Below are 24,185 nucleotides of genomic sequence, written 5' to 3'. Positions count from 1 at the left end.
AGAGTGGGACAGAGGGGAGAAAAACCAGGAGAGCGTCAGCTCTCCTGGCTAAACAGAATTACTGGGTGGTGCCGTCGGTTTTGGTATCTACGTCACCGCCGCCCACTTTAGTCTGAACTTTTTTATTGATGTTCGGACATTTACCATCTTTACACTGGGCGTTCTGGTCCATTTCGTTAGCAGACATATTACCATGGCTGGTGGTGCTGCCAGACGTTGCAGGATTGGTATCGTTGCCAGTGTTATTAATTTTGCTGTTATCGACATTATTTGGCGGCAGATTCTCTTTCGCTCCGCCCGCTGCTGCACCTGCACTGGCTGCCTGATTCGATGTACCGTTATTGCTGCTGCTGTCTGCAGCCAGTACCGCACCGCTGCTCAGTGTCATTGCTGCTGTCAAAAAGAGTAAGGCAAACTTTTTCATCATTATGCTCCCGTTAATAAATGAAGATGCTTTAAGCCCAGAGGTGCAATTTCGGGTAAGAAAATCCCTGACGAAATATAATTCGCCGGTTGGCTTAAACAGGGTGATTTAATTTGGTAAGCGGGACGTTCCTCAGTGCTTACCATTAAAAAGTCTAGTCGCTAACCTGATTAATGCAAATATCACCCGCACATTTAACCCGCAGCGGGAATTTACACCCCAGGCGCTTCGGGCTACATTGGGCAGGTTGTGTCCGGCGGGCGCCGGGCCAGAAATAATATGGAATCAGTATGAATTACCAGAACGATGACTTACGCATCAAAGAGATTAAAGAGCTGTTACCTCCGGTTGCGCTGCTCGAAAAATTCCCGGCGACCGATCGTGCTGCACAGACCGTTTCACAGGCCCGTCAGGCGATTCATCAGATCCTGCAGGGCAAGGACGATCGCCTGCTGGTGGTGATCGGCCCCTGCTCAATTCATGACACTGAAGCGGCAAAAGAGTATGCCGACCGCCTGCTGGCGCTGCGTGATGAGCTGAAAGGCGAGCTGGAAGTGGTGATGCGGGTCTATTTTGAAAAGCCGCGCACCACGGTGGGCTGGAAAGGGCTGATCAACGATCCCTACATGGATAACAGCTACCAGCTCAACGACGGTCTGCGTCTGGCGCGTAAACTGCTGCTGGATATTAACGACAGCGGCTTACCGGCGGCGGGCGAGTTTCTGGATATGATTACCCCGCAATATGTGGCTGACCTGATGAGCTGGGGCGCGATTGGCGCGCGCACCACGGAATCCCAGGTACACCGTGAGCTGGCGTCCGGTCTCTCCTGTCCGGTCGGCTTCAAAAACGGCACCGATGGCACCATTAAGGTGGCGATCGATGCCATCAACGCGGCGGGATCGCCGCACTGTTTCCTGTCTGTGACGAAGTATGGTCACTCCGCCATTGTGGAAACCAGCGGCAACGGTGACTGCCATATCATTCTGCGCGGCGGCAAAGAGCCGAACTACAGTGCGCAGCATGTTGCAGAGGTCAAAGAGGGCCTGGCAAAAGCGGGTCTGCCACAGCAGGTGATGATCGATTTCAGCCACGCCAACAGCAGCAAGCAGTTCCAGCGTCAGATGATCGTGGCAGACGATGTCTCACAGCAGCTGATTAACGGTGAGCAGGCGATTGTCGGTGTGATGATTGAGAGTCATCTGGTGGAGGGCAACCAGAGCCTGGAGAGCGGCGAGCCGCTGGTCTATGGCAAAAGCGTCACCGACGCCTGTATCGGCTGGGAAGATACCGACAAGGTGCTGCGTCAGCTGGCGGCAGCGGTTAAACAGCGCCGCGGCTGAGTGGGATAACTGACAAGGTCTGACCCGGTTCGCGTTGAGGATTGTGCCTCTGACCGTATTCCCTGCGCTTTGAGCCAATCAGTTGTTGCCTGGCTCATTGATCTCTTTATTCTGACAACGAACACAGTGCGCAGCGTTCGTGCGCGCAGCCCAATAAAAAAGGCCAGACTTTCGTCTGGCCTTTTTGCATTTCAGCGAGAAATTACTTCGCTTTACCCTGATTCGCAACAGCTGCGGCTTTCGCGGCAATCTCGTCCTGGTCGCCCAGGTAGTAGCGTTTCAACGGTTTGAAGTTTTCATCGAACTCATAAACCAGCGGTACGCCGGTAGGGATGTTCAGTTCGAGGATTTCATCTTCGCTCAGGTTATCCAGATATTTCACCAGCGCACGCAGTGAGTTGCCGTGTGCGGCAATGATCACTTTCTCACCGCTTTTGATGCGCGGCAGAATGGTTTCGTTCCAGTAAGGGATAACGCGGTCAATAGTCAGCGCCAGGCTTTCGGTGGTTGGCAGCTGCTCTGGGGTCAGTTTCGCGTAACGCGGATCATGGCCCGGGAAGCGCTCATCTGAACGATCCAGCTCTGGCGGAGTAACGGCAAAGCCGCGACGCCACTGCTTAACCTGCTCATCACCATATTTGGCAGCGGTTTCCGCTTTATCCAGACCCTGCAGCGCACCGTAGTGACGCTCGTTCAGACGCCAGGTTTTCTCAACCGGCAGCCAGGCCTGATCCAGCTCATCCAGCACATTCCACAGCGTGTGAATGGCACGCTTCAGTACTGAGGTGTAAGCGAAATCGAAAACAAAGCCCTCTTTTTTCAGCAGCTGACCTGCTGATTTGGCTTCGCCACGACCTTTCTCAGAAAGGTCAACATCATACCAACCGGTAAAGCGGTTTTCGTTGTTCCACTGGCTTTCGCCGTGTCGCACCAGAACCAGCTTAGTTACAGCCATAGCTTAACTCCTTAATACTGTGATGTTTCTGTGAGATTGGAAACCTGCTGCTGCCCGCCTGACACGCGAGCTGATTGCGCCATACCATAACGGAAAAGCGGGCAGCGCGTAAGCCTGTGTGTGACGCACTGCGCGTTTTTCAGCCGGAGGCTCAGCGTGGCGTGAAGCGATAACGCGTCACGGATTCCCAGCGATCTCCCGGCTGCAGCGAGCAATCAGGCTGAGGCCATTCATCATGATTAGGCGAATCCGGTAAAAATTCGCTCTCCAGCGCAATACCCTGAAATGCAGTATAGCTCGCCTGCTCACGGGCACGGGTGCCCGCCAGGTAGTTGCCGGAGTAGAACTGCAACGCCGGTGCCGAAGTGGTCACGCTGAGCTGCAGTCTGCCATCTTCCGACCAGAGTTCTGCCGCAGGCTGAGTGTCGTCGCCTGCGCTGTTGAGCAGAAACGCATGGTCATAGCCCTTCACCGCTCGCTGATCGTCGTCTGCCAGAAACTCCTGTGCCACGACTTTGGCCTCGCGGAAATCAAAACTGGTTCCGGCAACCTCTTTCAGCGGCGCATTCGGGATGCCTTCGCTGTCGACCGGCAGATAATGGTCGGCGTGCAGTTGTAAGCGATGCTGGCGGGCGTCGCCATGATGCGCATCAAGGTTAAAGTAGGCGTGGTTAGTCAGATTGACCGGGCAGGGCTGATCGCAGCGCGCTTCATAGCTAATGCTCAGGCAGTTCTGGTCATCCAGCTGATAGCGCAGATCGGCAATCAGATTGCCGGGATAGCCCTGATCGCCATCGGGCGAATCAATGCGGTAGTGCACCTCGCTGTCAGACTGGCTGACAATCTGCCAGCGGCGCTTATCAAAGCCTTCCGGTCCGCCATGCAGCTGATGTGCGCCCTGGTTCGGCACCAGCTGGCGGTTCAGTTTATTCAGTTTTGCCCCGGCGATGCGGTTAGCGTAGCGGCCGACCGTCGCGCCCAGATAGGCATCCTGATGGAGATAGTCAGAGGGCGTGGCGCAGCCGAGCAGCGCTTCACGCACCGTGCCATCCTGCATCGGCACGCGGGCGGAGAGCCAGGTTGCGCCCCAGTCCATAAAGGTGGCCAGCATGCCGTTGGCATTGCGCAGCACCGTTATGCGCCACGGCTGACCGTCGGGCGCGTGGGAGTTGACGTCGTTCAGCATTGGCCGGCTCCTTCAGAGGCTTTGCAGACGTAGAAGGTCTCTTTGATGCCGGTCGCTGCTTCATACTGCTCCGCTACGGCGGCTTTGACCTGATCGACCAGATCTAGTGGCATCAGCGCGACGATACAGCCACCAAAGCCGCCGCCGGTCATACGCACGCCGCCGCGCTCACCGATCTGCGCTTTCACGATCTCTACCAGGGTATCGATCGGTGGCACGGTGATCTCGAAGTCGTCACGCATCGAGGCGTGAGATTCGGCCATCAGCTGGCCCATACGGGTCAGGTCGCCCTGCGTCAGCGCATCGGCTGCTTCCAGGGTACGGGCGTTCTCGGTCAGGACGTGACGCACGCGTTTTGCCACCTGCGGGTCGAGCTGCGCCTGTGCCGCTTCAAACTCGGCCAGTTCAACGTCACGCAGCGCCTTCTTATTGAAGAAACGCGCGCCCGCTTCACACTGCTCACGACGCGTGTTGTATTCGCTGCCAACCAGGGTACGACGGAAGTTGGAGTTGATGATCACCACCGCGATATCTTCCGGCATCGACACCGGACGCGTGCCCAGCGTGCGGCAGTCGAGCAGCATGGCGTGATCTTTCCGGCCCAGCGCTGAGATCAGCTGGTCCATGATGCCGCAGTTACAGCCGACGAACTGGTTTTCCGCTTCCTGACCATTCACGGCAATGGCGGCGCCATCCAGCGGCAGATTATAGAGCTGCTGCACCACGGTGCCGACCGCCACTTCCAGCGACGCAGATGAGCTGAGGCCCGCGCCCTGAGGCACGTTGCCGCTGATCACCATATCGATACCGCCGAAATCGGCATGTCGCTGCTGCAGATGTTTCACCACGCCGCGCACATAGTTGGCCCACATCGGTTCCTGCAGGCTGACGATCTCTTCATCGAGAGAGAATGTGTCCTGCGCATTTTCATAATCCGCAGCGACCACCCGAATCTGGCGATCGTCACGGCGGGCACAGGCAATCACCGTCTGGTAATCGATGGCGCACGGCAGCACGAAGCCGTCGTTATAGTCGGTATGCTCGCCAATCAGGTTAACGCGGCCCGGTGCCTGAATGGTATGCGTAGCGGCGTAACCGAAGGTGTCAGAGAAAAGCTGCTGCGTGATGGTTTTTAAGCTCATTGTTGTGCCTCACGGAAGTGAACGTCGCTGACAGAACGCAGACGTTCCGCCGCCTGTTCCGCCGTTAAATCGCGTTGGGTTTCGGCCAGCATTTCATAGCCAACCATAAATTTACGCACCGTTGCTGAGCGCAGCAGCGGCGGATAGAAGTGAGCATGCAACTGCCAGTGATCGTTGGCTTCGCCGTTAAACGGCGCGCCATGCCAGCCCATGGAGTAGGGGAATGAGCACTGGAACAGGTTGTCGTAGCGGCTGGTCAGCAGCTTAAGCGCCAGCGCCAGGTCAGTACGCTGCGCCTCATTGAGGTCGGTAATTCGTTTGACGTGCGCTTTCGGCAGCAGCAGGGTTTCAAACGGCCAGGCGGCCCACCACGGCACCACCGCCAGCCAGTGATCGGTTTCCACCACGGTGCGGCTGCCATCCTGCTGTTCACGTGCCAGATAATCGACCAGCATCGGCGAGCCATGTTTAGCGAAATAGTCGCGCTGATGATCATCTTCACGCTGCGCTTCATTCGGCAGGAAGCTGTTGGCCCAGATCTGACCATGCGGATGCGGGTTGGAGCAGCCCATCGCCGCGCCTTTGTTCTCAAACACCTGCACCCAGGGATAGTGCTGACCCAGATCGGCGGTCTCTGCCTGCCAGGTACGCACCACCTCTTCCAGCGCGTTCAGCGACATCTCCGGCAGGGTTTTGCTGTGATCGGGCGAGAAGCAGATGACCCGACTGGTGCCGCGAGCGCTTTCACAACGCATCAGGATATCGTCGCTCTCAGGCGCGTCTGGCGTGTCGGTCATCAGCGCAGCAAAGTCATTGGTAAAGACGTAGGTGCCCGCATAGTCCGGGTTTTTGTCGCCGGTGATGCGGGTGTTTCCGGCACACAGGAAGCAGTCCGGATCGTGCGCCGGTAACGTATTGACCGCCGGGGTTTCCTGCGCGCCTTGCCACGGACGTTTGGCCCGATGAGGTGAAACTAAAATCCATTGATCAATCAGTGGATTGTAACGGCGATGCGGGTGATCGACCGGGTTGAATTTTTCCATGTTAGATCCTGGTAAGCGTCAAAAGCCAAAGAGGCATCGGTAAAAAGTAGCACATCAGCGCGCCCGAAAGCGTGATCAAGTCTGGATAAATGGTATCGTTTACACAAGCTGAATATTCTTATTTCGTGGCATTGTGTGCGGATATATGGCGTGAAAGGTGATGTGGAATGGTAGCGCTTACACAAGGGTGCTTTAAAACGCCGCAGCAGCGGCGTGGGGTGACGCGTTACAAGAGCCTTAGTGCAGGGTTTCCTGCTGATAGTGATAGCCGCCGTCATGGGCGATAAAGCTCAGGCGATGTGTGATGCAGGCGGGCGCATCTTCCGCGTGATGCGAAACAAACAGCAGCTGAGTCCGTCCCTCGCCAATCAGCACATCGACAAAGCGCCGCACGAGCTGGCGGTTAATCGGGTCGAGCCCCTGTAGTGGCTCATCCAGTATCAGCAGCGTCGGATGCTTAACCAGCGCGCGGGCAATCAGCACCAGCCGCTGCTGTCCCCATGAGAGCGAGTGGAACGGCGCATCGGCCTGTCCGTTATCCATCCCCAGCAGTGCCAGCCACTGCTGCGCCAGCGCTTTTTGTCGGTCAGAAGCCGCCTGATAGAGACCAATAGAGTCGAAGAAGCCCGACAGGATCACCGTGCGCACATTGGTGCTGACGCGGTAATCGAGATGCAGGCTGCTGCTGACATAGCCAATATGCTGCTTGATATCCCAGATGGTTTCACCACTGCCGCGACGGCGGCCAAACAGGGTTAAATCATTGCTGTAGCCCTGAGGATGATCGCCGGTCACCAGGCTGAGCAGGGTCGATTTTCCGGCGCCGTTCGGGCCGGTAATCTGCCAGTGCTCGCCCGCGTTGACCTGCCAGTTCAGCCCCTGAATTACTGGCTTATCGTTATACGAGACGGTGCCGTTGCGCAGGATAACGCGCGGCGCATCATCCGCCAGCGATGGCAGCTGATCCGGCACATCCGCCTCAGGTAACGCCATTCCCATCAGCTGTTCACTGTGTGCCAGCTGTGCCACCAGCGCTTCCGTTAAAATGGCCTGGCGTGGCCCGCTGTGGGTGAGGGTGCACTCCGCCAGCACGCCAACCTGCTGAATGAAGTCGGGAATATCGTCAAAGCGATTGAGCACCAGCACCAGGGTAAATGTCGGCTGCTGCAGGCCGCGCAGCGTGTCGGTCAGGCTGGCGCGCGACGCCACATCCAGCCCGTCAAACGGCTCATCCAGAATCAGCAAATCTGGCTGGTTCATCAATGCCTGACAGAGCAGGGTTTTGCGGGTTTCGCCGGTAGAGAGATATTTGAAGCGGCGTGAAAGCAGCGCTTCGATGCCGAACTGCTGTGCCAGCTGCTCGCAGCGCTCGGGCTGCTGCACCTCCGCCTGAATCACCTCTGCCACGGTCAGCCCGGTATCCTCTTCACCTTCGCTGAGCATATCGGTGTTGTTGCGCTGCCACTCCTGCGCCACCAGTGTTTGTAGCTGCTCCAGCGACAGCCGGACCGGCCGTCTGAAGTCGCTGCTGACTGAACCGGCCAGCGGCGGCAGTTCTCCAGAGAGTGCGCGCGCCAGTGATGATTTGCCGCTGCCGTTGGCACCGACAAACGCCCAGCTTTCGCCGCGCTGCAGCTCCACCTGATTCAGGCTCAGTATCCGGGTATCGCTAAGACGAAATGTGCCTTGCGAAATGTGCAATGAAGCCATGTTCTGTTCCATTTTTTGCATCGTGTCACTGAGTTGTAACCATTGCCCGTAATGAAGTCAAATCAACGGCTAGAGCAGGGTGGCGACGATGGCGTGTTCCGCATTGAAACTGGCGATCACGGCGTCGCCGGGCTGCAGCCTGAGTTGCTGCAGCTGATCGTTGCTCAGGGTCGCGCACAGGGTTTCGCCGCTGGCGAGCTTCATCAGCACTTCACTCATCTGCTCGCCGGGTTCGATGGCACTGACCGTCGCTGCCAGCTGATTGTCATCCTGTGCGGCGTCACGACTGATGCGGATCCACGGCGCCTTGATCAGCACCAGCACCTCTTTACCGGCGGCCAGTTGCAGGCGATCGGCGCTGCGCTGGGTCAGCGCCACATTAAGCTGCGTGACGCCATCGGCCAGTTGAATCAGCAGATGCTGGACCACCTGCTGCGCATCGTTACTGACGACGGTGCCAAACAGCTGGTTACGGGCGCTGGTCTGCAGCGAGAAGCGGGCGATGGCCGCCAGCAGACTGTCGAGCGGTAACGTATCCTGCTGTAGCGCATCAAAGGCTTTCTGCTGGATCTGCTCCATCAGCTGGAACAGCTGAATCAGGCGTTCACCGTAGCGGGTGAGCGTTGCGCCACCGCCGCCTTTACCGCCGGTGGCCCGCTCCACCAGCGTTTCATCCGCCATCTGGTTCATCTCATTAATCGCATCCCAGGCACTTTTGTAGCTGATACCGGCCAGCTTCGCACCCTGACTGATCGACCCGGTCTGCTGTACGCGTTTCAGCAGCTCAATACGTCGCGGATCGGCAAACAGTTTCTGTTGTAAACGGATATGAAGGGACAGTTCGGCTTCCATGACAGCTCCGGCAAAGGGTTAAGGCGAAGGCCGATGATAGCGGCGTTTTGTGACCAAAGTAAAAGCACGAAAAGGGCTGCGCAAAATTTTGCTGACCCGTTACAATCTCTTTTTTGTTAGCAGAGTGAGACTCTCCATGCTGGAATTACTTAAAAGCCTCGCCGTTGCCATATTGATGGTGCCTGTCGTGATGGCGCTGATGCTGGGCATGATTTATGGCCTGGGTGAAGTGTTTAACGTCATCTCTAAAATTGGTCATCGCGAAAAATCCTCAGCCCGTTCGCACAATTAATTGCTGCCACGCCCGCCATCTGCGCGGGCGTGGTCGTTTTTATCTCTCCTGATTTAACCTTTTGTTCCCCCTGCCGATAATTTACTGAACCTCACTGACATTGCGCTATATTATCCGCTACACAACGAATAGCCGGAGAAAATCATGTCATTTAAACACTATCGCTGGGGCGTCGCGGCCCTGATCACCGTTTCGCTGGCCGGGCAGGCTGTGGCCGCCGACAACATCACTGTGTTTGCCGCGGCTTCACTGACCAACGCGATGCAGGATATTGCCAGCCGTTACAAGCAGGAAAAGGGGGTGACGGTGGTCTCTTCGTTTGCCTCCTCTTCAACGCTGGCGCGCCAGATTGAGCAGGGTGCTCCTGCCGATCTCTTTATCTCTGCCGATCAGCAGTGGATGGATGATGCGGTGGCGAAAAAAAGTGTGATTACCAGTAGCCGCTATACCCTGCTGGGCAACGATCTGGTATTGATTGCGCCACGCAGTGCCGCCGCGAAAGCGGTGACGCTGGACCCGCAGACTGACTGGAAAACCTTGCTGCACGGTGAGCGTCTGGCAGTCGGCGATCCGGACCACGTTCCTGCGGGCATCTACGCCAAAGAGGCGCTGCAAAAGCTGGGTGCCTGGGAAGGCGTTGCGCCTTCGTTAGCGCCAGCCAATAATGTGCGGACAGCACTGGCGCTGGTCGAGCGTAATGAAACGCCCTATGGCATTGTCTACGGGTCCGACGCGGTCGCCAGCGACAAAGTGCAGGTCGTCGGGCATTTTCCGGCAACCAGCCATAAACCCGTAGAATATCCGATGGCGATCGTGAACGATCACGACAACGCTGCCGTTAAAGCGTTTTATGATTATCTGAAAGGGCCTCAGGCCGCGGCTATCTTTAAACATTACGGATTCACACCGACGAAATGATACTCAGCGATCCCGAATGGCAGGCGGTACTGCTTAGCCTTAAAGTCTCTGGCATAGCCGTGATGGGCAGTCTGCCGTTTGGCATCCTGATGGCCTGGATTCTGGTGCGCTGCCGTTTTCCTGGTAAAGCGCTGCTCGACAGCCTGATCCACCTGCCGCTGGTGCTGCCGCCGGTGGTGGTGGGGTATCTGCTGCTGATTAGCCTGGGGCGGCGCGGCATCATAGGCGAAAAGCTTTATGACTGGTTTGGTTTCAGCTTTGCTTTTAGCTGGCGCGGTGCCGCACTGGCCTCTGCCGTGATCGCCTTTCCGTTGATGGTGCGTGCCATCCGGCTGGCGCTGGAGGCGGTGGATAGCCGGCTGGAGCAGGCGGCGCGCACGCTGGGCGCCGGACGCTGGCGGGTCTTTTTCACCATTACACTCCCGCTGACGTTGCCGGGCGTGATCGTTGGAACGGTGCTGGCGTTTGCCCGATCGCTGGGCGAGTTCGGCGCCACCATCACCTTTGTATCCAATATTCCCGGCGAGACGCGCACGCTGCCGCTGGCGATGTTTACCCTGATAGAGACGCCCGGTGCGGAAGGGGCGGCGGCACGGCTCTGCGTCATCGCGATCGTACTGGCGCTGGCGTCACTGCTGGCGTCGGAATGGCTGGCACGTGCAGGCCGTAAGCGGATGGGAAACTGATGCTATCACTCAACATTATGCAGCAGCAGGGCGATCACGTGCTGGAGGTCGACCTGCAGATCCCGGCCAAAGGGATCACCGCTATTTTCGGCGTGTCAGGCGCCGGAAAAACCTCTCTGATCAACGCGATCAGCGGGCTGACTCAGCCGCAAAGGGGACGGATCCAGCTACACGATCGCCTGCTGTTTGATGCAGAGCAGAAGATTGCGCTGCCGCCGGAAAAACGGCGTATCGGTTATGTGTTCCAGGATGCGCGGCTGTTCCCGCACTATCGGGTCCGTGGCAACCTGCAATATGGTATGGCACCTAAGATGAAAGCGCAGTTCGACAGTCTGGTCTCTCTGCTGGGTCTGGAGGTGCTGCTGCCGCGCTTTCCGCTGTCGCTGTCGGGCGGGGAAAAGCAGCGGGTCGCGATTGGCCGTGCGCTGCTGACCGCACCGGATATGCTGCTGCTGGATGAGCCGCTGACGTCTCTGGATCTGCCACGCAAACGTGAACTGATGCCCTATCTGCAAAAGCTGGCGAAGCAGGTTGAGATTCCGATGCTCTACGTTTCGCACAGTCTGGAGGAGATCCTGCAGCTGGCTGATAACGTGCTGGTGCTGGATGCGGGCAAGGTCAAAGCTTTTGGTCCGCTGGAGCGGGTCTGGAGCAGCAGCGCGATGCGGCCCTGGCTGCCGGTGAGTGAACTGACCAGCGTGCTGCGGGTGCAGGTGCTGGAACAGCATCCCGACTATCCGATGACCGCGCTGTCGCTGGGCGATCAGCACATCTGGGTCAGCCGGGTGAATCAGCCGGTTAAAACCCCGCTGCGTATTCGCATTGCCTCGGCCGATGTCTCGCTGGCGTTGCAACCGCCGCAACACAGCTCTATCCGCAACATTTTACCGGCACAGGTGGTGGAATTGCTGGAGGTCGGGGACCAGGTTGAGGTGAAGCTGCGCATCGGCATTAGCGAACTCTGGGCGCGCATCACGCCGTGGGCGCGGGATGAGCTGGGCATCCGGCCGGATCAGTGGCTTTATGCCCAGATCAAAAGCGTCTCGGTGACGCCCTGATTACAACACGTACTGATAGAGGGTATCGGCAATACCGGTTTCAAGGTTGGTGCCGATGACCATTTTCGCCCGCGCTTTAATCGCCTCATCGGCATTGCCCATCGCCACGCCCAGTCCGGCCGTTTCCAGCATGCTGAGATCGTTATAGTTATCACCGAACGCGATCACATCGGACATACTCAGCCCCAGTGATTCAACCCACTGCGCCAGTCGTTTGCCTTTGCTGTTACCGCCTTTGGCGATATCGACCTGATCGTGCCACGACCATTCGCAGGCCAGCCCCAGTTCCGCTTCCACCCTGGTGGCGAACTGCTGCAGTTCCGGGATGTTGTTGTGCGACAGGGCAAACTTCCAGATCGAACCGGCGTCGCGTGCCGCCTGGGCCAGGTCGGGCACCTGGCGGAACAGTGGACGCTGGTGGGCCGGCAGCGATTCGGCCCACTTCAGGGTGCGCATCACGTGGCCGGTCGGGGTCTGATAGAGCATCGCATCATCCACGTAGAGCAACCCGTGAATCTGTTGCTGATTCAGCATCTCAATCACCTGCAACGCCAGCTGCGGGTCGAGGGGATCGGACGCCAGCACCTTTTTCGCCTGGTAATCATACAAATAGGTGCCATTACAGCAGATTGCGGGTGTATCCAGCTGTAACGCCTGATAAAAAGGGTGGATAGCGCAGTGATGGCGTCCGGTCACGATAGCGACATGAACGCCCGCCTGGCGTGCCTGATTTAGCGCTTCGATTGACTGCGGCAGAATCGTTTTGGCTGGGGTCAGCAGCGTGCCGTCGAGGTCGAGGGCAATTACACGGTAGTTCATTAATCCTCTCGTTTTTCCTGGTTTGCAGGGGCTGAAGTCTACACCTCACCACGGCCCGGAGACAAAAAACAGGGCACAAATGATCCCAGCGTAGGGCAATAAAACAGGCTACAGTGATTCACAGATCATGATCAGGCAGCAAAAAAGGAGAATGCATGAAACAAGTTGTCTACACCGCCAGTCCCGAGAGCCAGCAGATCCACGTCTGGCAGATGAATGATGAGGGCGGGCTGACGTTGCTTCAGGTGACCGATGTCGCCGGCCAGGTTCAGCCGATGGTGGTGAGTCCGAACCGCGATTTTCTCTATGTCGGTGTGCGTCCCAATTTCCGCGTGCTGGCGTTTCGCATTGCCGCCGATGGTACGCTGACCGAAGCGGGTCAGGCGCCGTTGCCCGGCAGCCCGACTCACATTTCCACCGATCGCCAGGGCAGATTCCTGTTCTGCGGCTCCTACAATGATGCCTGCGTCAGCGTCAGCCCGATTGGCGATGACGGCATCCCGCAGGCCCCGCTGCAGGTGATCAGCGGACTGGATGGTTGTCACTCGGCCAACATCGATAATGACAACAAGACGCTCTACGTGCCGGCTCTGAAGCAGGACCGTATCTGTCTGTTTACGCTGGGCGAAGATGGTCAGCTGACGCCGCGTAAACAGACGCAGGTCACGACGGTAGAAGGCGCTGGCCCGCGTCATATGCAGTTCCATCCGGGCGGTCAGTACGCTTACTGCGTGAACGAGCTCGACAGCACGGTTGAGGTGTGGGCATTAAATACGGGCGAAGGCGAAGCAGAAAGCGTGCAGACGCTGGATATGATGCCGCCTGACTTCAGCGGTACGCGCTGGGCAGCCGATATTCATCTGACGCCGGATGGCCGTTTCCTCTATGCCTGCGATCGCACCAGCAGCACGCTGGCAGTCTTCAGCGTCAGCGACCTGGGCGATGAGCTGACCCTGGAAGGGTTCCAGCCGACGGAAACGCAGCCGCGCGGATTTAATATCGATCACAGCGGACGCTATCTGGTAGCGGCGGGACAGAAATCTCATCACATCGAAGTTTATGCGATTACCGAACCGAAAGGGCTGTTAAAGCCGCTGGGACGTTATGCGGTGGGGCAGGGCCCGATGTGGGTTGTGATTCATCAGTTACAGGCGTAACCCGCTACGAAAAACGCCTCTCCTGTCAGGGAGAGGTATGAGATAGTTGACGAAGTCTGCCGCAGCCCAGCTGTGAGATCGAGCAGACACAGGGAACGGCGTCAGATCGGAAAGACGCAAAAACCGCCATCCATGGCACGCTCTGCCCCCGCGATTACGCACCTCATCCCTGAGGTGCGCCCGTAGCCGGGCCAACGCTTTGCGTTGTTCAAAAACGCTCCCGGCGTTTTTGTCCCTGGGCGTGGGACGCTTTCCTCTTCTGACGCCGTTCCCTGCGTTTTGAGCTAATACGTTGCTGCCAGGTCACCCAGCCTTGGGTTTGCCAGTAGTCTGGCGTGCTGAATTACTGATAATTCACGGTCAGCGAGGCGCTCGCCAGTGCGTGGAAATGCACATTAAAGCCGACCATTGCGCCACTGGCGCCTTCATCTACTTCAATCGTCTCCACATCCAGCGCATGCACGGTGAAAATGTAGCGATGGGTTTCGCCCTGTGGCGGCGCCGCGCCACCGTAGCCCGCCTGACCGAAATCGGTACGGGTCTGGATTGCGCCTGCTGGCAGTGATGCTTTGCCGGAACCGGCACCCTGCGGCAGTGACGTCGTGCTGGCCGGAATATTCGCCACCACCCAGTGCCACCAGCCGGAACCGGTCGGGGCATCAGGATCGTAGCAGGTCACCACAAAACTTTTGGTACCCTCTGGTGCCGCTTCCCAGGCAAGATGGGGAGAGATATTCTCGCCCTGATAACCCATGCCGTTGAAAACATGCTTTTCAGGCATTTTCTCGCCGTCATTAAAATCCTGACTAAAAACGCGCATCACATCTCCTTAATTGTCGATGAATAGCCTGTCATCATAACCAAAAGTGCCGTCAGTGCCAGCGGTCAGCCCGCTTCAGGCGGCAAAATGTTGAGAATGCTCCAGCGCGCCGCCAATCGCCTGCACCAGCCTGCTCAGCGCCTGCGGCGTGATGATGTAGGGTGGCATCAGGTAAATCAGCCGGCCAAAAGGCCGGATCCAGACGCCCTGTTCAACAAAGAACTGCTGCAGCGCCGCCATATTAACCGCCTGATGGGTTTCCACTACGCCAATCGCGCCCAGCACGCGCACATCGGCCACCTGCGGTGAACTGCGCAGCGGTAGCAGCTCAGCCCGTAACTGCTGTTCGATCGCCGTCACCTGGCGCTGCCAGTGACCTTCCGCCAGCATGGTCAGGCTCTCCGCCGCTACCGCGCAGGCCAGCGGATTGCCCATAAAGGTCGGGCCATGCATAAAGCAGCCCGCCGCGCTGCGGCTGATGGTGTCCGCGACCTCGCGGCTGGTCAGGGTCGCCGCCAGCGTCATCATGCCACCGGTCAGTGCTTTGCCGACGCAGAGAATATCCGGGGTAATGCCCGCATGCTCGCAGGCAAAAAGTTTGCTGGTACGGCCAAACCCGGTGGCGATCTCATCTGCAATCAACAGCACGCCATAGCGATCACAGGCTTCCCGTACCTGCTGCAGATAGCGCGGATGGTAGAAACGCATGCCGCCCGCACCCTGCACAATCGGCTCCAGAATGACGGCTGCCAGTTGCCGGTGATGCTGTTCTATCAGCCTGGCGAAATCATCGAAATCAGGCTGGTGCCATTCATCATCAAAGCCGCAGGCCGGGGCCGCCGCAAAGTGATGCTCGGGCAGATAGCCGCGCCACAGGCTGTGCATCGAGTTCTCGGGGTCGCACACCGACATCGCTGCAAAGGTATCGCCGTGATAGCCGCGTTTCAGCGTCAGGAACTGCTGACGCGTCTCGCCACGCCCCAGCCAGTACTGCAGCGCCATCTTCATCGACACTTCCACCGCCACCGAGCCTGAATCGGCCAGGAAGACGCACTCCAGCGCCTCAGGCGTCATCGCCACCAGCTGACGGCAGAGCGCCACCGCCGCCGGATGGGTAATGCCGCCAAACATCACGTGCGACATCTGGGTGACCTGCTCTGTGAGTGCCCGGTTCAGGCGCGGATGGTTGTAACCGTGGATCGCCGCCCACCACGAGGACATCCCATCCACCAGCTCACGGCCATCGGCCAGTTTCAGCTGAAAACCCTGTGCGGCGACCACCGGGTAGCAGGGCAGCGGATCCTGCATGGAGGTGTAGGGATGCCAGATATGCTGGCGGTCAAAGCGGGCATCGTCTGAGGAGAAAACGGGGATAGTCATCGGAGTTGTAAACCAAAATAAAAAAATATAGTTTACAAGTATAACCCTGCTTTTCGTCGGGATGACACCCTTTTTGGAGTAAGTAATGGCTCAACGCTGGACAATTGCACAGGCGCAAGCGCTGTTTGATCAACCCTTTCTTGAACTGATGTTTAAAGCGCAGCAGGTGCATCGGCAGCACTTCGATCCGCGCCAGGTGCAGGTCAGTACCCTGCTGTCGATTAAAACCGGCGCCTGTCCGGAAGATTGTAAATACTGCCCGCAGAGCGCGCGCTACAAGACCGGCCTGGAGTCGGAGCGTCTGATGGAAGTGGAAGAGGTGCTGACCTCAGCGCGTCAGGCCAAAGCCGCCGGTTCAACCCGTTTCTGCATGGGTGCCGCGTGGAAAAATCCGCACGAGCGCGATATGCCCTATCTGGAGAAGATGGTGGAAGGCGTGAAGGCGATGGGAATGGAAACCTGCATGACGCTGGGCACGCTCAGCGAGCACCAGGCGCAGCGACTGGCGGGCGCGGGTCTCGATTTCTACAACCATAACCTCGACACCTCACCGGAATTCTACGGCTCCATCATCACCACCCGCAGCTATCAGGAACGTCTGGATACGCTGGGCAAAGTGCGCGACGCCGGCATTAAGGTCTGTTCGGGTGGCATTGTCGGCCTGGGCGAAACCGTTAACGACCGCGCCGGTCTGCTGGTGCAGTTAGCCAACCTGCCAACGCCGCCGGAGAGTGTACCGATCAATATGCTGGTGAAGGTCAAAGGCACGCCGCTGGCAGATAACGATGATGTGGAACCGTTCGATTTTATCCGCACCATCGCGGTGGCGCGCATCATGATGCCGACCTCGCATGTGCGCCTCTCAGCGGGCCGTGAGCAGATGAGTGAGCAGACCCAGGCGATGTGCTTTATGGCCGGGGCGAACTCGATTTTCTACGGCTGCAAACTGCTGACCACGCCGAATCCGGAAGAGGACAAAGACCGCGTGCTGTTCCGCAAACTGGGTCTTAACCCGGAGCCTACTCACACTCAGCACGGCGATCAGCAGCAGGAGCAGCAACTCAGCGAGCAGCTATTCCATGCCGACACTGAACAGTTCTACAACGCGGCGCTGTAATGGGCTGGCAGCAACGTATCCGTCAGGCGCTGACGCAGCGCCGGGCGGCCGATGGCTGGCGGCAGCGACGGGTGATCGATCAGCAATCGACCCGCACGCTGCACAGCGGCGGCCGCAGCTATCTCCACTTTTCCAGCAATGATTATCTCGGCTTAACCCAGCATCCGGCGGTGATTGCGGGCTGGCAACAGGGCGCGGCGCAGGCGGGCGCAGGTGCCGGTGCTTCAGGGCATGTCACCGGTTATCACCGTCAGCACGCCGATCTTGAGGCGCAGCTGGCCGACTGGCTCGGCTACGACCGTGCGCTGCTGTTTATCTCTGGCTTTGCGGCCAATCAGGCAGTTATTCATCTGCTGGGCGAGAAAAACGATCGCATCCTGGCCGATAAACTCAGCCACGCCTCGCTGCTCGACGCCGCCAGCCATAGTCCGGCACAGCTACGACGTTTCCATCACAACGCGCCGGAGAGCCTGGCAGCCCGGCTCGCCTCTCCCTGTGAGGGCGAAACGCTGGTGGTGACGGAAGGTATTTTCAGCATGGATGGCGACAGTGCGCCGCTGGCCGCCCTGGCGCAACAGACGCGCCAGGCAGAGGGCTGGCTGCTGGTGGATGATGCGCACGGCATCGGCGTGGTGGGTGAGCAGGGGCGCGGCAGCTGCTGGCAGCAGGACGTTAAACCGGAACTGCTGGTGGTCACCTTTGGCAAAGCCTTTGGCGTCAGCGGTGCCGCGCTGCTGTGCGACGCAGCCACCGCCGACTATTTCCTGCAGTTCAGCCGACATCTGATCTACTCCACCGCGATGCCCGCGGCGCAGGCGAGCGCGCTGCAGGCGGCGCTGCGTGAAGTTCAGCAGGGCGATGCCCTGCGCCAGCAACTGCAGCAGAACATCGGGCATTTCCGGCGCGGTGCGGCCTCGCTGCCGTGGCAACTGATGGACTCCGGCAGCGCGATTCAGCCGCTGCTGGTGGGCGAAAATGGTGATGCGATGGCGCTCTCCCAGCGGCTGGCTGAGGCGGGCTGCTGGGTCAGCGCGATCCGGCCACCGACCGTGCCGCCGGGGACGGCCCGGCTGCGCATCACCCTGACCGCGGCTCATCGCCCCGAGGATATTGACCGGTTACTGGAGGCGCTGCATGACGCTGCGGGTTGACAAGCAGGCGGTGGCACGCGCCTTTGGCCGGGCGGCCAGCCATTACGATGCCCATGCGGCGCTGCAACGCCTCAGCGGCGATGCCCTGCTGGCACAGGCGCCCGCACAGAGCGGTCTGCAGCTGCTGGATGCCGGTTGCGGCACCGGCTGGTACAGCAGACTGTGGCGCGAACGTGGCAAACAGGTAACGGCACTGGATCTCTCTCCGCAGATGCTGCAACAGGCGCGGGACAATGACGCGGCGCAGCACTATCTGGCCGGTGATATCGACGCGCTGCCGCTGGCGGATAACACGATTGATCTGGTGTGGAGCAACCTGGCGGTGCAGTGGAGCGAGGATCTGCCCGGCGCGCTGAGCCAGTTCCGGCGGGTGCTGCGGCCCGATGGCACGCTGCTGTTTTCCACTCTGGGCGACGGTTCGCTGCAGGAGGTTCATGAAGCCTGGTCCCATCTGGATGCGCTGCCTCACGCTAATCGCTTTCTCAGCGAGCCACAGATTGCGGCGGCCTGCCACGCAGAGCAGCTGCGCTGTACCTCAGAAGTAGTGACCCTGCATTTTCCCGATGCGCTCAGCGCCATGCGCTCCCTGAAGGGGATTGGCGCGACTCATCTGCATCAGGGGCGTGACGGGCAGGTATTAACCCGACAACGGCTCAACCAGTTAGAGGCGCACTGGCCGCGCGATCGGCACGGCTATCGCCTGAGTTACCATTTAATCTATGGAGTAAGTGCATCATGAAACGCCTGTTTATCACTGGCACCGACACCGAGGTCGGTAAAACCGTGGCCAGCGGCGGGCTGCTGCAGGCGGCAGCCGCAGCGGGCTATCGCTGTGCGGGCTATAAGCCGGTTGCCTCAGGCTGTGAGATGACGCCAGAGGGCATCCGTAACAGCGATGCGCTGGCGCTGCAGCGTTACAGCAGCGTGCCGTTAACCTATCAGCAGGTCAATCCACTGGCGTTTCTTGAGCCGACATCGCCGCACATCGTCAGCGCCGAAGAGGGCAGGCCGATCACCCATCTGGCGCTGTCGGCGGGTCTGGCGGCGCTGCAACCGCTGGCTGACTGGATTCTGGTAGAGGGCGCGGGCGGCTGGTATACCCCGTTGTCGGAGACGCACACTTATGCGGACTGGGTGGTCAGCGAAAAGCTGCCCGTGATTCTGGTGGTAGGGATTAAGCTCGGCTGCATCAATCACGCCATGCTCACCGCTGACGCGGTGCGGGCAAGCGGATTGCCGCTGGTGGGCTGGATCGCCAACACCGTTGAACCTCCGGGTAAACGCTATCAGGAGTATCTCACCAGCCTGAAAAATAGGTTACCTGCGCCCTGTCTGGGCACCATCCCGTTTCTCACTGATGCGTCGCAGCAGGCGTCCTGTGGTCAATACCTGACGTTGCCGGAGTAACCGCCTGGCCTGGCTATTTTATTTGTCATGCTGAATCCGGGCAGTGCTCACCATCCTGACGCGATGTGTACACGCTCCGGTGGTTCCGCGCGCTCCGTCTCCAGCCTGCCTGCAACACTTACGCCCGGTGGGGCAGGCGCTGAGTGTCAGGCCACCGTCAGCCATTTATCGACGGTGTGGTCATCAAGCTGTTCCATGCTGCCCTGCGCCACATTGCGGCCGCGGTGCAGCAGCAGGAAATAGTCCGCCACGCGACGGATCAGCGACAGGCGCTGCTCCAGCAGCAGGATGGTCAGCCCGTAGTCGAGGTTAAGCCGACGGATCAGATTGCCCATCTCTTCTTCCAGCCACGGCGACATCCCGTCGGTCGGCTCATCCAGAATCAGCAGTTTGGGCTGCAGCACCAGCGCGCGCGCCAGGGCCAGCTGTTGCTGCTGATCGATCGGCAGATCGCCGCTGCGCTGCTGGCGCAGAGAGTAGAGCGCCGGGAAGAGGTCGAACACCATTTCGGGAATGGCGCGATGCCGATCGCGCTGGCTGGCACCCGCCAGCAGGGCAATCAGCAGATTATCTTCCACGCTCATCTGGGTAAAAATATGGCGGCCCTGCGGCACATAGCCAATCCCCATCTGCGCCCGCTGTTCAGCCGGTTGCAGCAGCAGATCTTCCGGCGGCGAGCCATCCTCTTTCCAGGAGATAGAGCCGCTGTTAATTGGCAATCTGCCCATGATGCAGTTCACCAGCGTGGTTTTACCCATGCCAGGACGGCCCAGAATGCCGGTGCAGGTGCCAGGCGACAGATCCAGGTCCACATCCCACAGAATATGGTTTTGACCGTAAAATTGATTTACCGAACGTAAACTCAGCATCTGACACTCTCCTTCCCGATCATTAGCCTGATTGCTTCCGCGCTCTGTCGTCTGGCAAACAAGTCATCAGCAACGGCAGCCTCGCCATTGCAGCACAGTGCGCATTCAGCGCGTTAACGCTACTGACTCCTGCAATTCCCAGGCCAGATCTAAAAACGGCCCTGTTTCCTGCCGGAGCGCCTCGTGTCAGGGAAGAAAGGTGAGAAAAACTTATCAATTCGCCACGGTGATCACGCGCCTGCACTTTTGCAGTGCCCTGGAGCGCTGTTTCTGGTGCAGACGAACTGTAACGTGGCAGCAAGTCCGATTAAGAATCTTAGTATGAGGCGTGAAAATTTGCGTGCGGCACCCAGTGACAGATTAAAATTGCAGAATAATCCGTCAGCAGGCGACGCGAAATTTAACGCAAAAAAAATTATTTTCACGGTGGTGAGAAGGCAGGGAAAAATTATACACAGCTGATGGCGTCGGGGCTGCCATCACTTATCCACCATTCCTGTGGATAACCTTGTGCATTAGGTAATGAAAACCAGTTGGAAGCGAGGAAATACGCGGCCTGGTAACATAATGACGAGAATCTGGCCTCATAGCCTTATGTCAGTAAAATCAGTTGTTTATCAAAAAACAAGCCTGAGAATTATCTGTCAGGTAACCGTACTGTAATTTTGTGACACTCTATTGACAAATGTTAAATCAGATCCCTTCCTGGGGATAACATTGCGCAACAAGCTGAGCGATAACGCTGCCAGCCTGCAGGGACATCAGGTGCCATCCTGCTGGCGTTAACATTGCACCAATACTGTTTTTATATCCAGTATTATTTTCTGGCAAAATCACCATAGCAGAGTAAAATAAGTGCCTGCCCGCCGACTTCTCCAGCAGGAACTGCATTCATGAGCAAAGCCTTTAAATTGAACTCCGCCTTTAAACCTTCGGGCGACCAGCCTGAGGCGATACGTCGCCTGGAAGAGGGGCTGGAGGATGGACTGGCCCATCAGACCTTATTAGGCGTAACCGGCTCCGGTAAAACGTTTACCGTCGCCAACGTGATTGCCGACCTCAACCGTCCGACCATGGTGCTGGCACCCAACAAGACGCTGGCCGCCCAGCTCTATGGCGAGATGAAAGAGTTTTTCCCGGATAACGCCGTCGAGTTTTTCGTCTCTTACTACGACTACTACCAGCCTGAAGCCTATGTGCCGAGCTCCGACACCTTTATCGAAAAGGATGCGTCGGTGAACGAACATATCGAACAGATGCGTCTGTCGGCCACCAAGGCGCTGCTGGAACGGCGCGATGTCATTGTGGTGGCGTCGGTTTCGGCTATCTACGGTCTGGGCGATCCCGATCTCTATCTGAAAATGATGCTGCACCTGACCCGCGGCATGATTATCGATCAGCGCAGTATTCTGCGCCGTCTGTCAGAGCTGCAGTACACCCGCAACGACCAGGCGTTCCAGCGCGGTACCTTCCGGGTGCGCGGCGAAGTGATCGATATCTTCCCGGCGGAGTCGGACGATATTGCGCTGCGCGTCGAGCTGTTTGACGAAGAGGTTGAGCGTCTGTCGCTGTTTGACCCGCTGACTGGCCAGATCGATTCGGTCGTGCCGCGCTTTACCATCTACCCCAAGACGCACTACGTCACGCCGCGTGAGCGTATTCTGCAGGCGATGGAAGATATCAAAGTTGAGCTGGCGGACCGCCGCCGGGTGCTGCTGGAGAACAATAAGCTGCTGGAAGAGCAGCGCATTACTCAGCGTACCCAGTTTGATCTGGAGATGATGAGCGAGCTGGGCTACTGCTCTGGCATTGAGAACTACTCACGCTACCTCTCCGCACGCGGACCGGGCGAAGCGCCGCCGACGCTGTTTGACTATCTGCCCGCCGATGGCCTGCTGGTGGTGGATGAGTCGCACGTGACCATTCCGCAGATTGGCGGCATGTATAAAGGCGACCGGGCGCGTAAAGAGACGCTGGTGGAGTATGGCTTCCGCCTGCCGTCGGCGCTGGATAACCGTCCGATGAAGTTTGAAGAGTTTGAGGCACTGGCCCCGCAAACCATCTATGTTTCGGCGACGCCGGGCAAATATGAGCTGGAAAAGTCGGGCGACGAAGTGATCGATCAGGTGGTGCGTCCTACCGGTCTGCTGGATCCGATCATCGAAGTGCGTCCGGTCGGTACCCAGGTCGACGATCTGCTGTCAGAAATCCGTCAGCGCGTGGCGATCAACGAACGTGTACTGGTGACGGTGCTGACCAAACGCATGGCGGAAGATCTCACCGAATATCTGTCTGAGCATGGTGAGAAGGTGCGTTATCTGCACTCCGATATCGACACGGTAGAGCGTATGGAGATTATCCGCGACTTACGTCTGGGCGAGTTTGATGTGCTGGTGGGCATTAACTTACTGCGTGAGGGGCTGGATATGCCGGAAGTGTCGCTGGTGGCGATTCTCGATGCGGATAAAGAGGGCTTCCTGCGCTCCGAACGCTCGCTGATTCAGACCATTGGCCGTGCGGCGCGTAACATCAACGGTAAGGCGATTCTCTACGGGGATAAAATCACGCCGTCGATGGCGCGCGCCATTGAAGAGACCGAGCGCCGCCGTGAGAAACAGCAGTTGCACAACGAAGAGAACGGCATCGTGCCGCAGGGCCTGAATAAGAAGATCACCGATATTCTGGAACTGGGCAAAAACGTGGTGAAAACCCGCGGCAAAGCGAAACCCGCCCGTCCTGGCGAAGCCCAGGCGCTGGCCGATTTCCAGCTGTTAACGCCGCAGGCTCTGCAGAAGAAGATCCACGAGCTGGAAGGGCAGATGCAGCAGCATGCGCAGAACCTGGAGTTCGAACAGGCGGCCAACGTGCGCGATCAGCTACATGAACTGCGAACGCTGTTTATTGCGGCCTCGTAGCGCCGTTAAAGCCCTGAATGGCGTGTTCCAGCGCCACCCGTAGCAGCTGGCGGTCGTGACGATATTGGATATCTGCGGCCTCCAGCGGTTCACGGACAATCAGCCGGTTTTCAATGCCTCGGGTGTCCACCGCCGGGCTGACGACCAGCGCATCAATCACCCGCTTGCCGATATAACGCTCCATCATCTGCAGCTTATCAGCCACTGAGAGACTGGCGGCGGCAGGACTCAGCTCGCGGCCCAGATTGCCGATAAACACCATAGTGGCAGGCGTGCGACGCAAGGCCTGCGCCATCTCTTCCATCAGCAGAATCGGCATCAGGCTGGTGTAAAAGCTGCCGGGTCCAATCAGGATCAGATCCGCTTCACCAACCGCCTGCAGCGCTTCCCGCGTTGGCTGAACGTTAGGGTGCAGCATCAGCTCCTGCGGCGGCTGCTTCATCTCGTCAATTGCGGTTTCGCCATAAACCATGTTGCCTTCAACATCCATCGCCACCAGATCCACCGGCTGCTCTGACATCGGGATTAAAAAGGCGTCAACCTTAAGCAGGTTACGGATGATGTTGATCGCTTCCAGCGGACGAACGCTGAGATGATCCAGCGCCCGCAGCATCAGATTACCCAGGTTGTGTCCGGCCAGTTCGCCATTACCGGCAAAACGGTACTCAAACATCGCCGAGGCGACGCTGGGTTCTGCAATCAGCTGGTTAAGGCAGTTACGCATATCGCCCCAGGCGATGCCGCCTTCTGAGCGACGAATACGGCCGGTCGATCCGCCGTTGTCGGTGGTGGTGACGATGCCGGTGAGACGCGAGCCCAGCGGGGAAAGGGCAGACATGACGCGGCCTAAACCGTGTCCGCCTCCCAGTGCCACAACGCGATCAAGATCGGCCAGTGTGCGATTCATACTTCTCCTTAATATCCGTTCGCGTGGCGAGGCT

24 protein-coding genes are annotated in these 24,185 nt (G+C 58.4%); 11 read left to right on the top strand and 13 right to left on the bottom strand.

Features of this window, described 5'->3' with window-relative positions:
- Nucleotides 1–58: 58 nt before the first annotated feature.
- On the bottom strand, nt 59–427 hold the full coding sequence (locus ACO6VX_RS08740) for a YbgS-like family protein (RefSeq protein ID WP_022626030.1): 369 nt from the start codon (nt 425–427) through the stop codon (nt 59–61).
- Nucleotides 428–714: 287 nt separating this feature from the next.
- Between ACO6VX_RS08740 and aroG the strand changes: the two genes are divergently transcribed.
- Nucleotides 715–1,767 (top strand): 3-deoxy-7-phosphoheptulonate synthase AroG, encoded by a 1,053-nt coding sequence (gene aroG, locus ACO6VX_RS08735; RefSeq protein ID WP_033785477.1) that lies wholly within the window; start codon nt 715–717, stop codon nt 1,765–1,767.
- Nucleotides 1,768–1,969: 202 nt separating this feature from the next.
- Here aroG and gpmA read toward each other — a convergent pair whose 3' ends face one another.
- The 6 genes from gpmA to modE form a co-directional block, all read right to left on the bottom strand.
- Nucleotides 1,970–2,722, bottom strand: coding sequence for a 2,3-diphosphoglycerate-dependent phosphoglycerate mutase (gene gpmA, locus ACO6VX_RS08730; RefSeq protein WP_033756988.1), 753 nt, complete (start codon nt 2,720–2,722; stop codon nt 1,970–1,972).
- A 151-nt stretch (nt 2,723–2,873) separates the two neighbouring features.
- Nucleotides 2,874–3,908 carry a galactose-1-epimerase gene (gene galM, locus ACO6VX_RS08725; RefSeq protein WP_422458084.1) on the bottom strand — a complete coding sequence of 345 codons (1,035 nt, stop codon included), beginning with the start codon at nt 3,906–3,908 and terminating at the stop codon, nt 2,874–2,876.
- Complete coding sequence (gene galK, locus ACO6VX_RS08720; RefSeq protein WP_010669660.1) at nt 3,902–5,050, bottom strand: galactokinase; 1,149 nt, start codon at nt 5,048–5,050, stop codon at nt 3,902–3,904. The genes galM and galK overlap by 7 nt, the downstream gene beginning before the upstream one ends.
- On the bottom strand, nt 5,047–6,093 hold the full coding sequence (galT, locus tag ACO6VX_RS08715) for a galactose-1-phosphate uridylyltransferase (RefSeq protein WP_010669661.1): 1,047 nt from the start codon (nt 6,091–6,093) through the stop codon (nt 5,047–5,049). The genes galK and galT overlap by 4 nt, the downstream gene beginning before the upstream one ends.
- A 237-nt stretch (nt 6,094–6,330) precedes the next feature.
- The gene (gene modF, locus ACO6VX_RS08710; protein ID WP_061901650.1) at nt 6,331–7,803 is read right to left on the bottom strand and encodes a molybdate ABC transporter ATP-binding protein ModF; all 1,473 of its coding nucleotides are present in this window, start codon (nt 7,801–7,803) and stop codon (nt 6,331–6,333) included.
- A gap of 69 nt (nt 7,804–7,872) precedes the next feature.
- Nucleotides 7,873–8,655 carry a molybdenum-dependent transcriptional regulator gene (gene modE / locus ACO6VX_RS08705; protein ID WP_022626025.1) on the bottom strand — a complete coding sequence of 261 codons (783 nt, stop codon included), beginning with the start codon at nt 8,653–8,655 and terminating at the stop codon, nt 7,873–7,875.
- A 136-nt stretch (nt 8,656–8,791) separates the two neighbouring features.
- On the opposite strand from modE, the gene ACO6VX_RS08700 reads away from it, so the two are divergent.
- From ACO6VX_RS08700 to modC, 4 genes are all read left to right on the top strand, one after another.
- Complete coding sequence (locus tag ACO6VX_RS08700) at nt 8,792–8,947, top strand: AcrZ family multidrug efflux pump-associated protein (protein WP_010260183.1); 156 nt, start codon at nt 8,792–8,794, stop codon at nt 8,945–8,947.
- Nucleotides 8,948–9,091: 144 nt separating this feature from the next.
- A complete protein-coding gene (gene modA / locus ACO6VX_RS08695) occupies nt 9,092–9,865 on the top strand; it encodes a molybdate ABC transporter substrate-binding protein (protein WP_422458083.1) in 774 nt (257 codons plus the stop codon).
- Nucleotides 9,862–10,551, top strand: coding sequence for a molybdate ABC transporter permease subunit (gene modB / locus ACO6VX_RS08690; protein ID WP_069025957.1), 690 nt, complete (start codon nt 9,862–9,864; stop codon nt 10,549–10,551). The genes modA and modB overlap by 4 nt, the downstream gene beginning before the upstream one ends.
- Nucleotides 10,551–11,609 carry a molybdenum ABC transporter ATP-binding protein ModC gene (gene modC / locus ACO6VX_RS08685; RefSeq protein ID WP_422458082.1) on the top strand — a complete coding sequence of 353 codons (1,059 nt, stop codon included), beginning with the start codon at nt 10,551–10,553 and terminating at the stop codon, nt 11,607–11,609. Before modB ends, modC begins: the two co-directional genes overlap by 1 nt.
- Here the strand turns inward: modC and ACO6VX_RS08680 are convergent, their stop codons facing one another.
- The gene (locus tag ACO6VX_RS08680; protein WP_010260198.1) at nt 11,610–12,428 is read right to left on the bottom strand and encodes a pyridoxal phosphatase; all 819 of its coding nucleotides are present in this window, start codon (nt 12,426–12,428) and stop codon (nt 11,610–11,612) included.
- A 155-nt stretch (nt 12,429–12,583) separates the two neighbouring features.
- Between ACO6VX_RS08680 and pgl the strand changes: the two genes are divergently transcribed.
- Complete coding sequence (pgl, locus tag ACO6VX_RS08675) at nt 12,584–13,585, top strand: 6-phosphogluconolactonase (RefSeq protein WP_010669667.1); 1,002 nt, start codon at nt 12,584–12,586, stop codon at nt 13,583–13,585.
- Nucleotides 13,586–13,928: 343 nt separating this feature from the next.
- Here the strand turns inward: pgl and ACO6VX_RS08670 are convergent, their stop codons facing one another.
- Both ACO6VX_RS08670 and bioA read right to left on the bottom strand, forming a co-directional pair.
- Entirely contained in the window at nt 13,929–14,405 is a 477-nt protein-coding gene (locus ACO6VX_RS08670; protein WP_013357177.1) for a kinase inhibitor, read from the bottom strand.
- A gap of 75 nt (nt 14,406–14,480) precedes the next feature.
- Nucleotides 14,481–15,785, bottom strand: a complete 1,305-nt coding sequence (gene bioA, locus ACO6VX_RS08665; RefSeq protein WP_122889083.1) for an adenosylmethionine--8-amino-7-oxononanoate transaminase — start codon at nt 15,783–15,785, stop codon at nt 14,481–14,483.
- An 85-nt stretch (nt 15,786–15,870) separates the two neighbouring features.
- Here bioA and bioB point away from each other — a divergent pair, with 85 nt between their 5' ends.
- Genes bioB through bioD form a run of 4 tightly spaced genes read left to right on the top strand, consistent with a single transcriptional unit; the run spans nt 15,871 to nt 19,460 of the window.
- The gene (bioB, locus tag ACO6VX_RS08660) at nt 15,871–16,902 is read left to right on the top strand and encodes a biotin synthase BioB (RefSeq protein WP_340278105.1); all 1,032 of its coding nucleotides are present in this window, start codon (nt 15,871–15,873) and stop codon (nt 16,900–16,902) included.
- Nucleotides 16,902–18,053 carry an 8-amino-7-oxononanoate synthase gene (gene bioF, locus ACO6VX_RS08655; RefSeq protein ID WP_033766721.1) on the top strand — a complete coding sequence of 384 codons (1,152 nt, stop codon included), beginning with the start codon at nt 16,902–16,904 and terminating at the stop codon, nt 18,051–18,053. Before bioB ends, bioF begins: the two co-directional genes overlap by 1 nt.
- A complete protein-coding gene (gene bioC, locus ACO6VX_RS08650; protein WP_033771181.1) occupies nt 18,037–18,792 on the top strand; it encodes a malonyl-ACP O-methyltransferase BioC in 756 nt (251 codons plus the stop codon). Before bioF ends, bioC begins: the two co-directional genes overlap by 17 nt.
- Nucleotides 18,789–19,460 carry a dethiobiotin synthase gene (gene bioD / locus ACO6VX_RS08645; protein ID WP_064704682.1) on the top strand — a complete coding sequence of 224 codons (672 nt, stop codon included), beginning with the start codon at nt 18,789–18,791 and terminating at the stop codon, nt 19,458–19,460. The genes bioC and bioD overlap by 4 nt, the downstream gene beginning before the upstream one ends.
- A gap of 146 nt (nt 19,461–19,606) precedes the next feature.
- On the opposite strand, the gene ACO6VX_RS08640 is transcribed toward bioD, so the two are convergent.
- Together ACO6VX_RS08640 and ACO6VX_RS08635 are read right to left on the bottom strand one after the other, a co-directional pair.
- On the bottom strand, nt 19,607–20,329 hold the full coding sequence (locus tag ACO6VX_RS08640) for an ABC transporter ATP-binding protein (protein ID WP_010260222.1): 723 nt from the start codon (nt 20,327–20,329) through the stop codon (nt 19,607–19,609).
- A 693-nt stretch (nt 20,330–21,022) separates the two neighbouring features.
- Nucleotides 21,023–21,220: a hypothetical protein gene (locus ACO6VX_RS08635; protein WP_022626015.1), complete on the bottom strand. Its 198-nt coding sequence runs from the start codon at nt 21,218–21,220 to the stop codon at nt 21,023–21,025.
- A 2-nt stretch (nt 21,221–21,222) separates the two neighbouring features.
- Here ACO6VX_RS08635 and uvrB point away from each other — a divergent pair, with 2 nt between their 5' ends.
- A complete protein-coding gene (uvrB, locus tag ACO6VX_RS08630) occupies nt 21,223–23,244 on the top strand; it encodes an excinuclease ABC subunit UvrB (RefSeq protein ID WP_010260230.1) in 2,022 nt (673 codons plus the stop codon).
- On the opposite strand, the gene ACO6VX_RS08625 is transcribed toward uvrB, so the two are convergent.
- Nucleotides 23,228–24,151 carry a gluconeogenesis factor YvcK family protein gene (locus tag ACO6VX_RS08625; RefSeq protein WP_010260233.1) on the bottom strand — a complete coding sequence of 308 codons (924 nt, stop codon included), beginning with the start codon at nt 24,149–24,151 and terminating at the stop codon, nt 23,228–23,230. The two genes, uvrB and ACO6VX_RS08625, sit on opposite strands and share 17 nt — an antisense overlap.
- Nucleotides 24,152–24,185: the final 34 nt, after the last annotated feature.

The organism is Pantoea sp. BJFS-204, from assembly GCF_049310725.1.
Classification (GTDB): Bacteria; Pseudomonadota; Gammaproteobacteria; order Enterobacterales; family Enterobacteriaceae; genus Pantoea; species Pantoea agglomerans.
The sequence above is the reverse complement of the archived record's forward strand: the minus strand, read 5'-3'. Positions and strand labels throughout refer to the sequence as shown.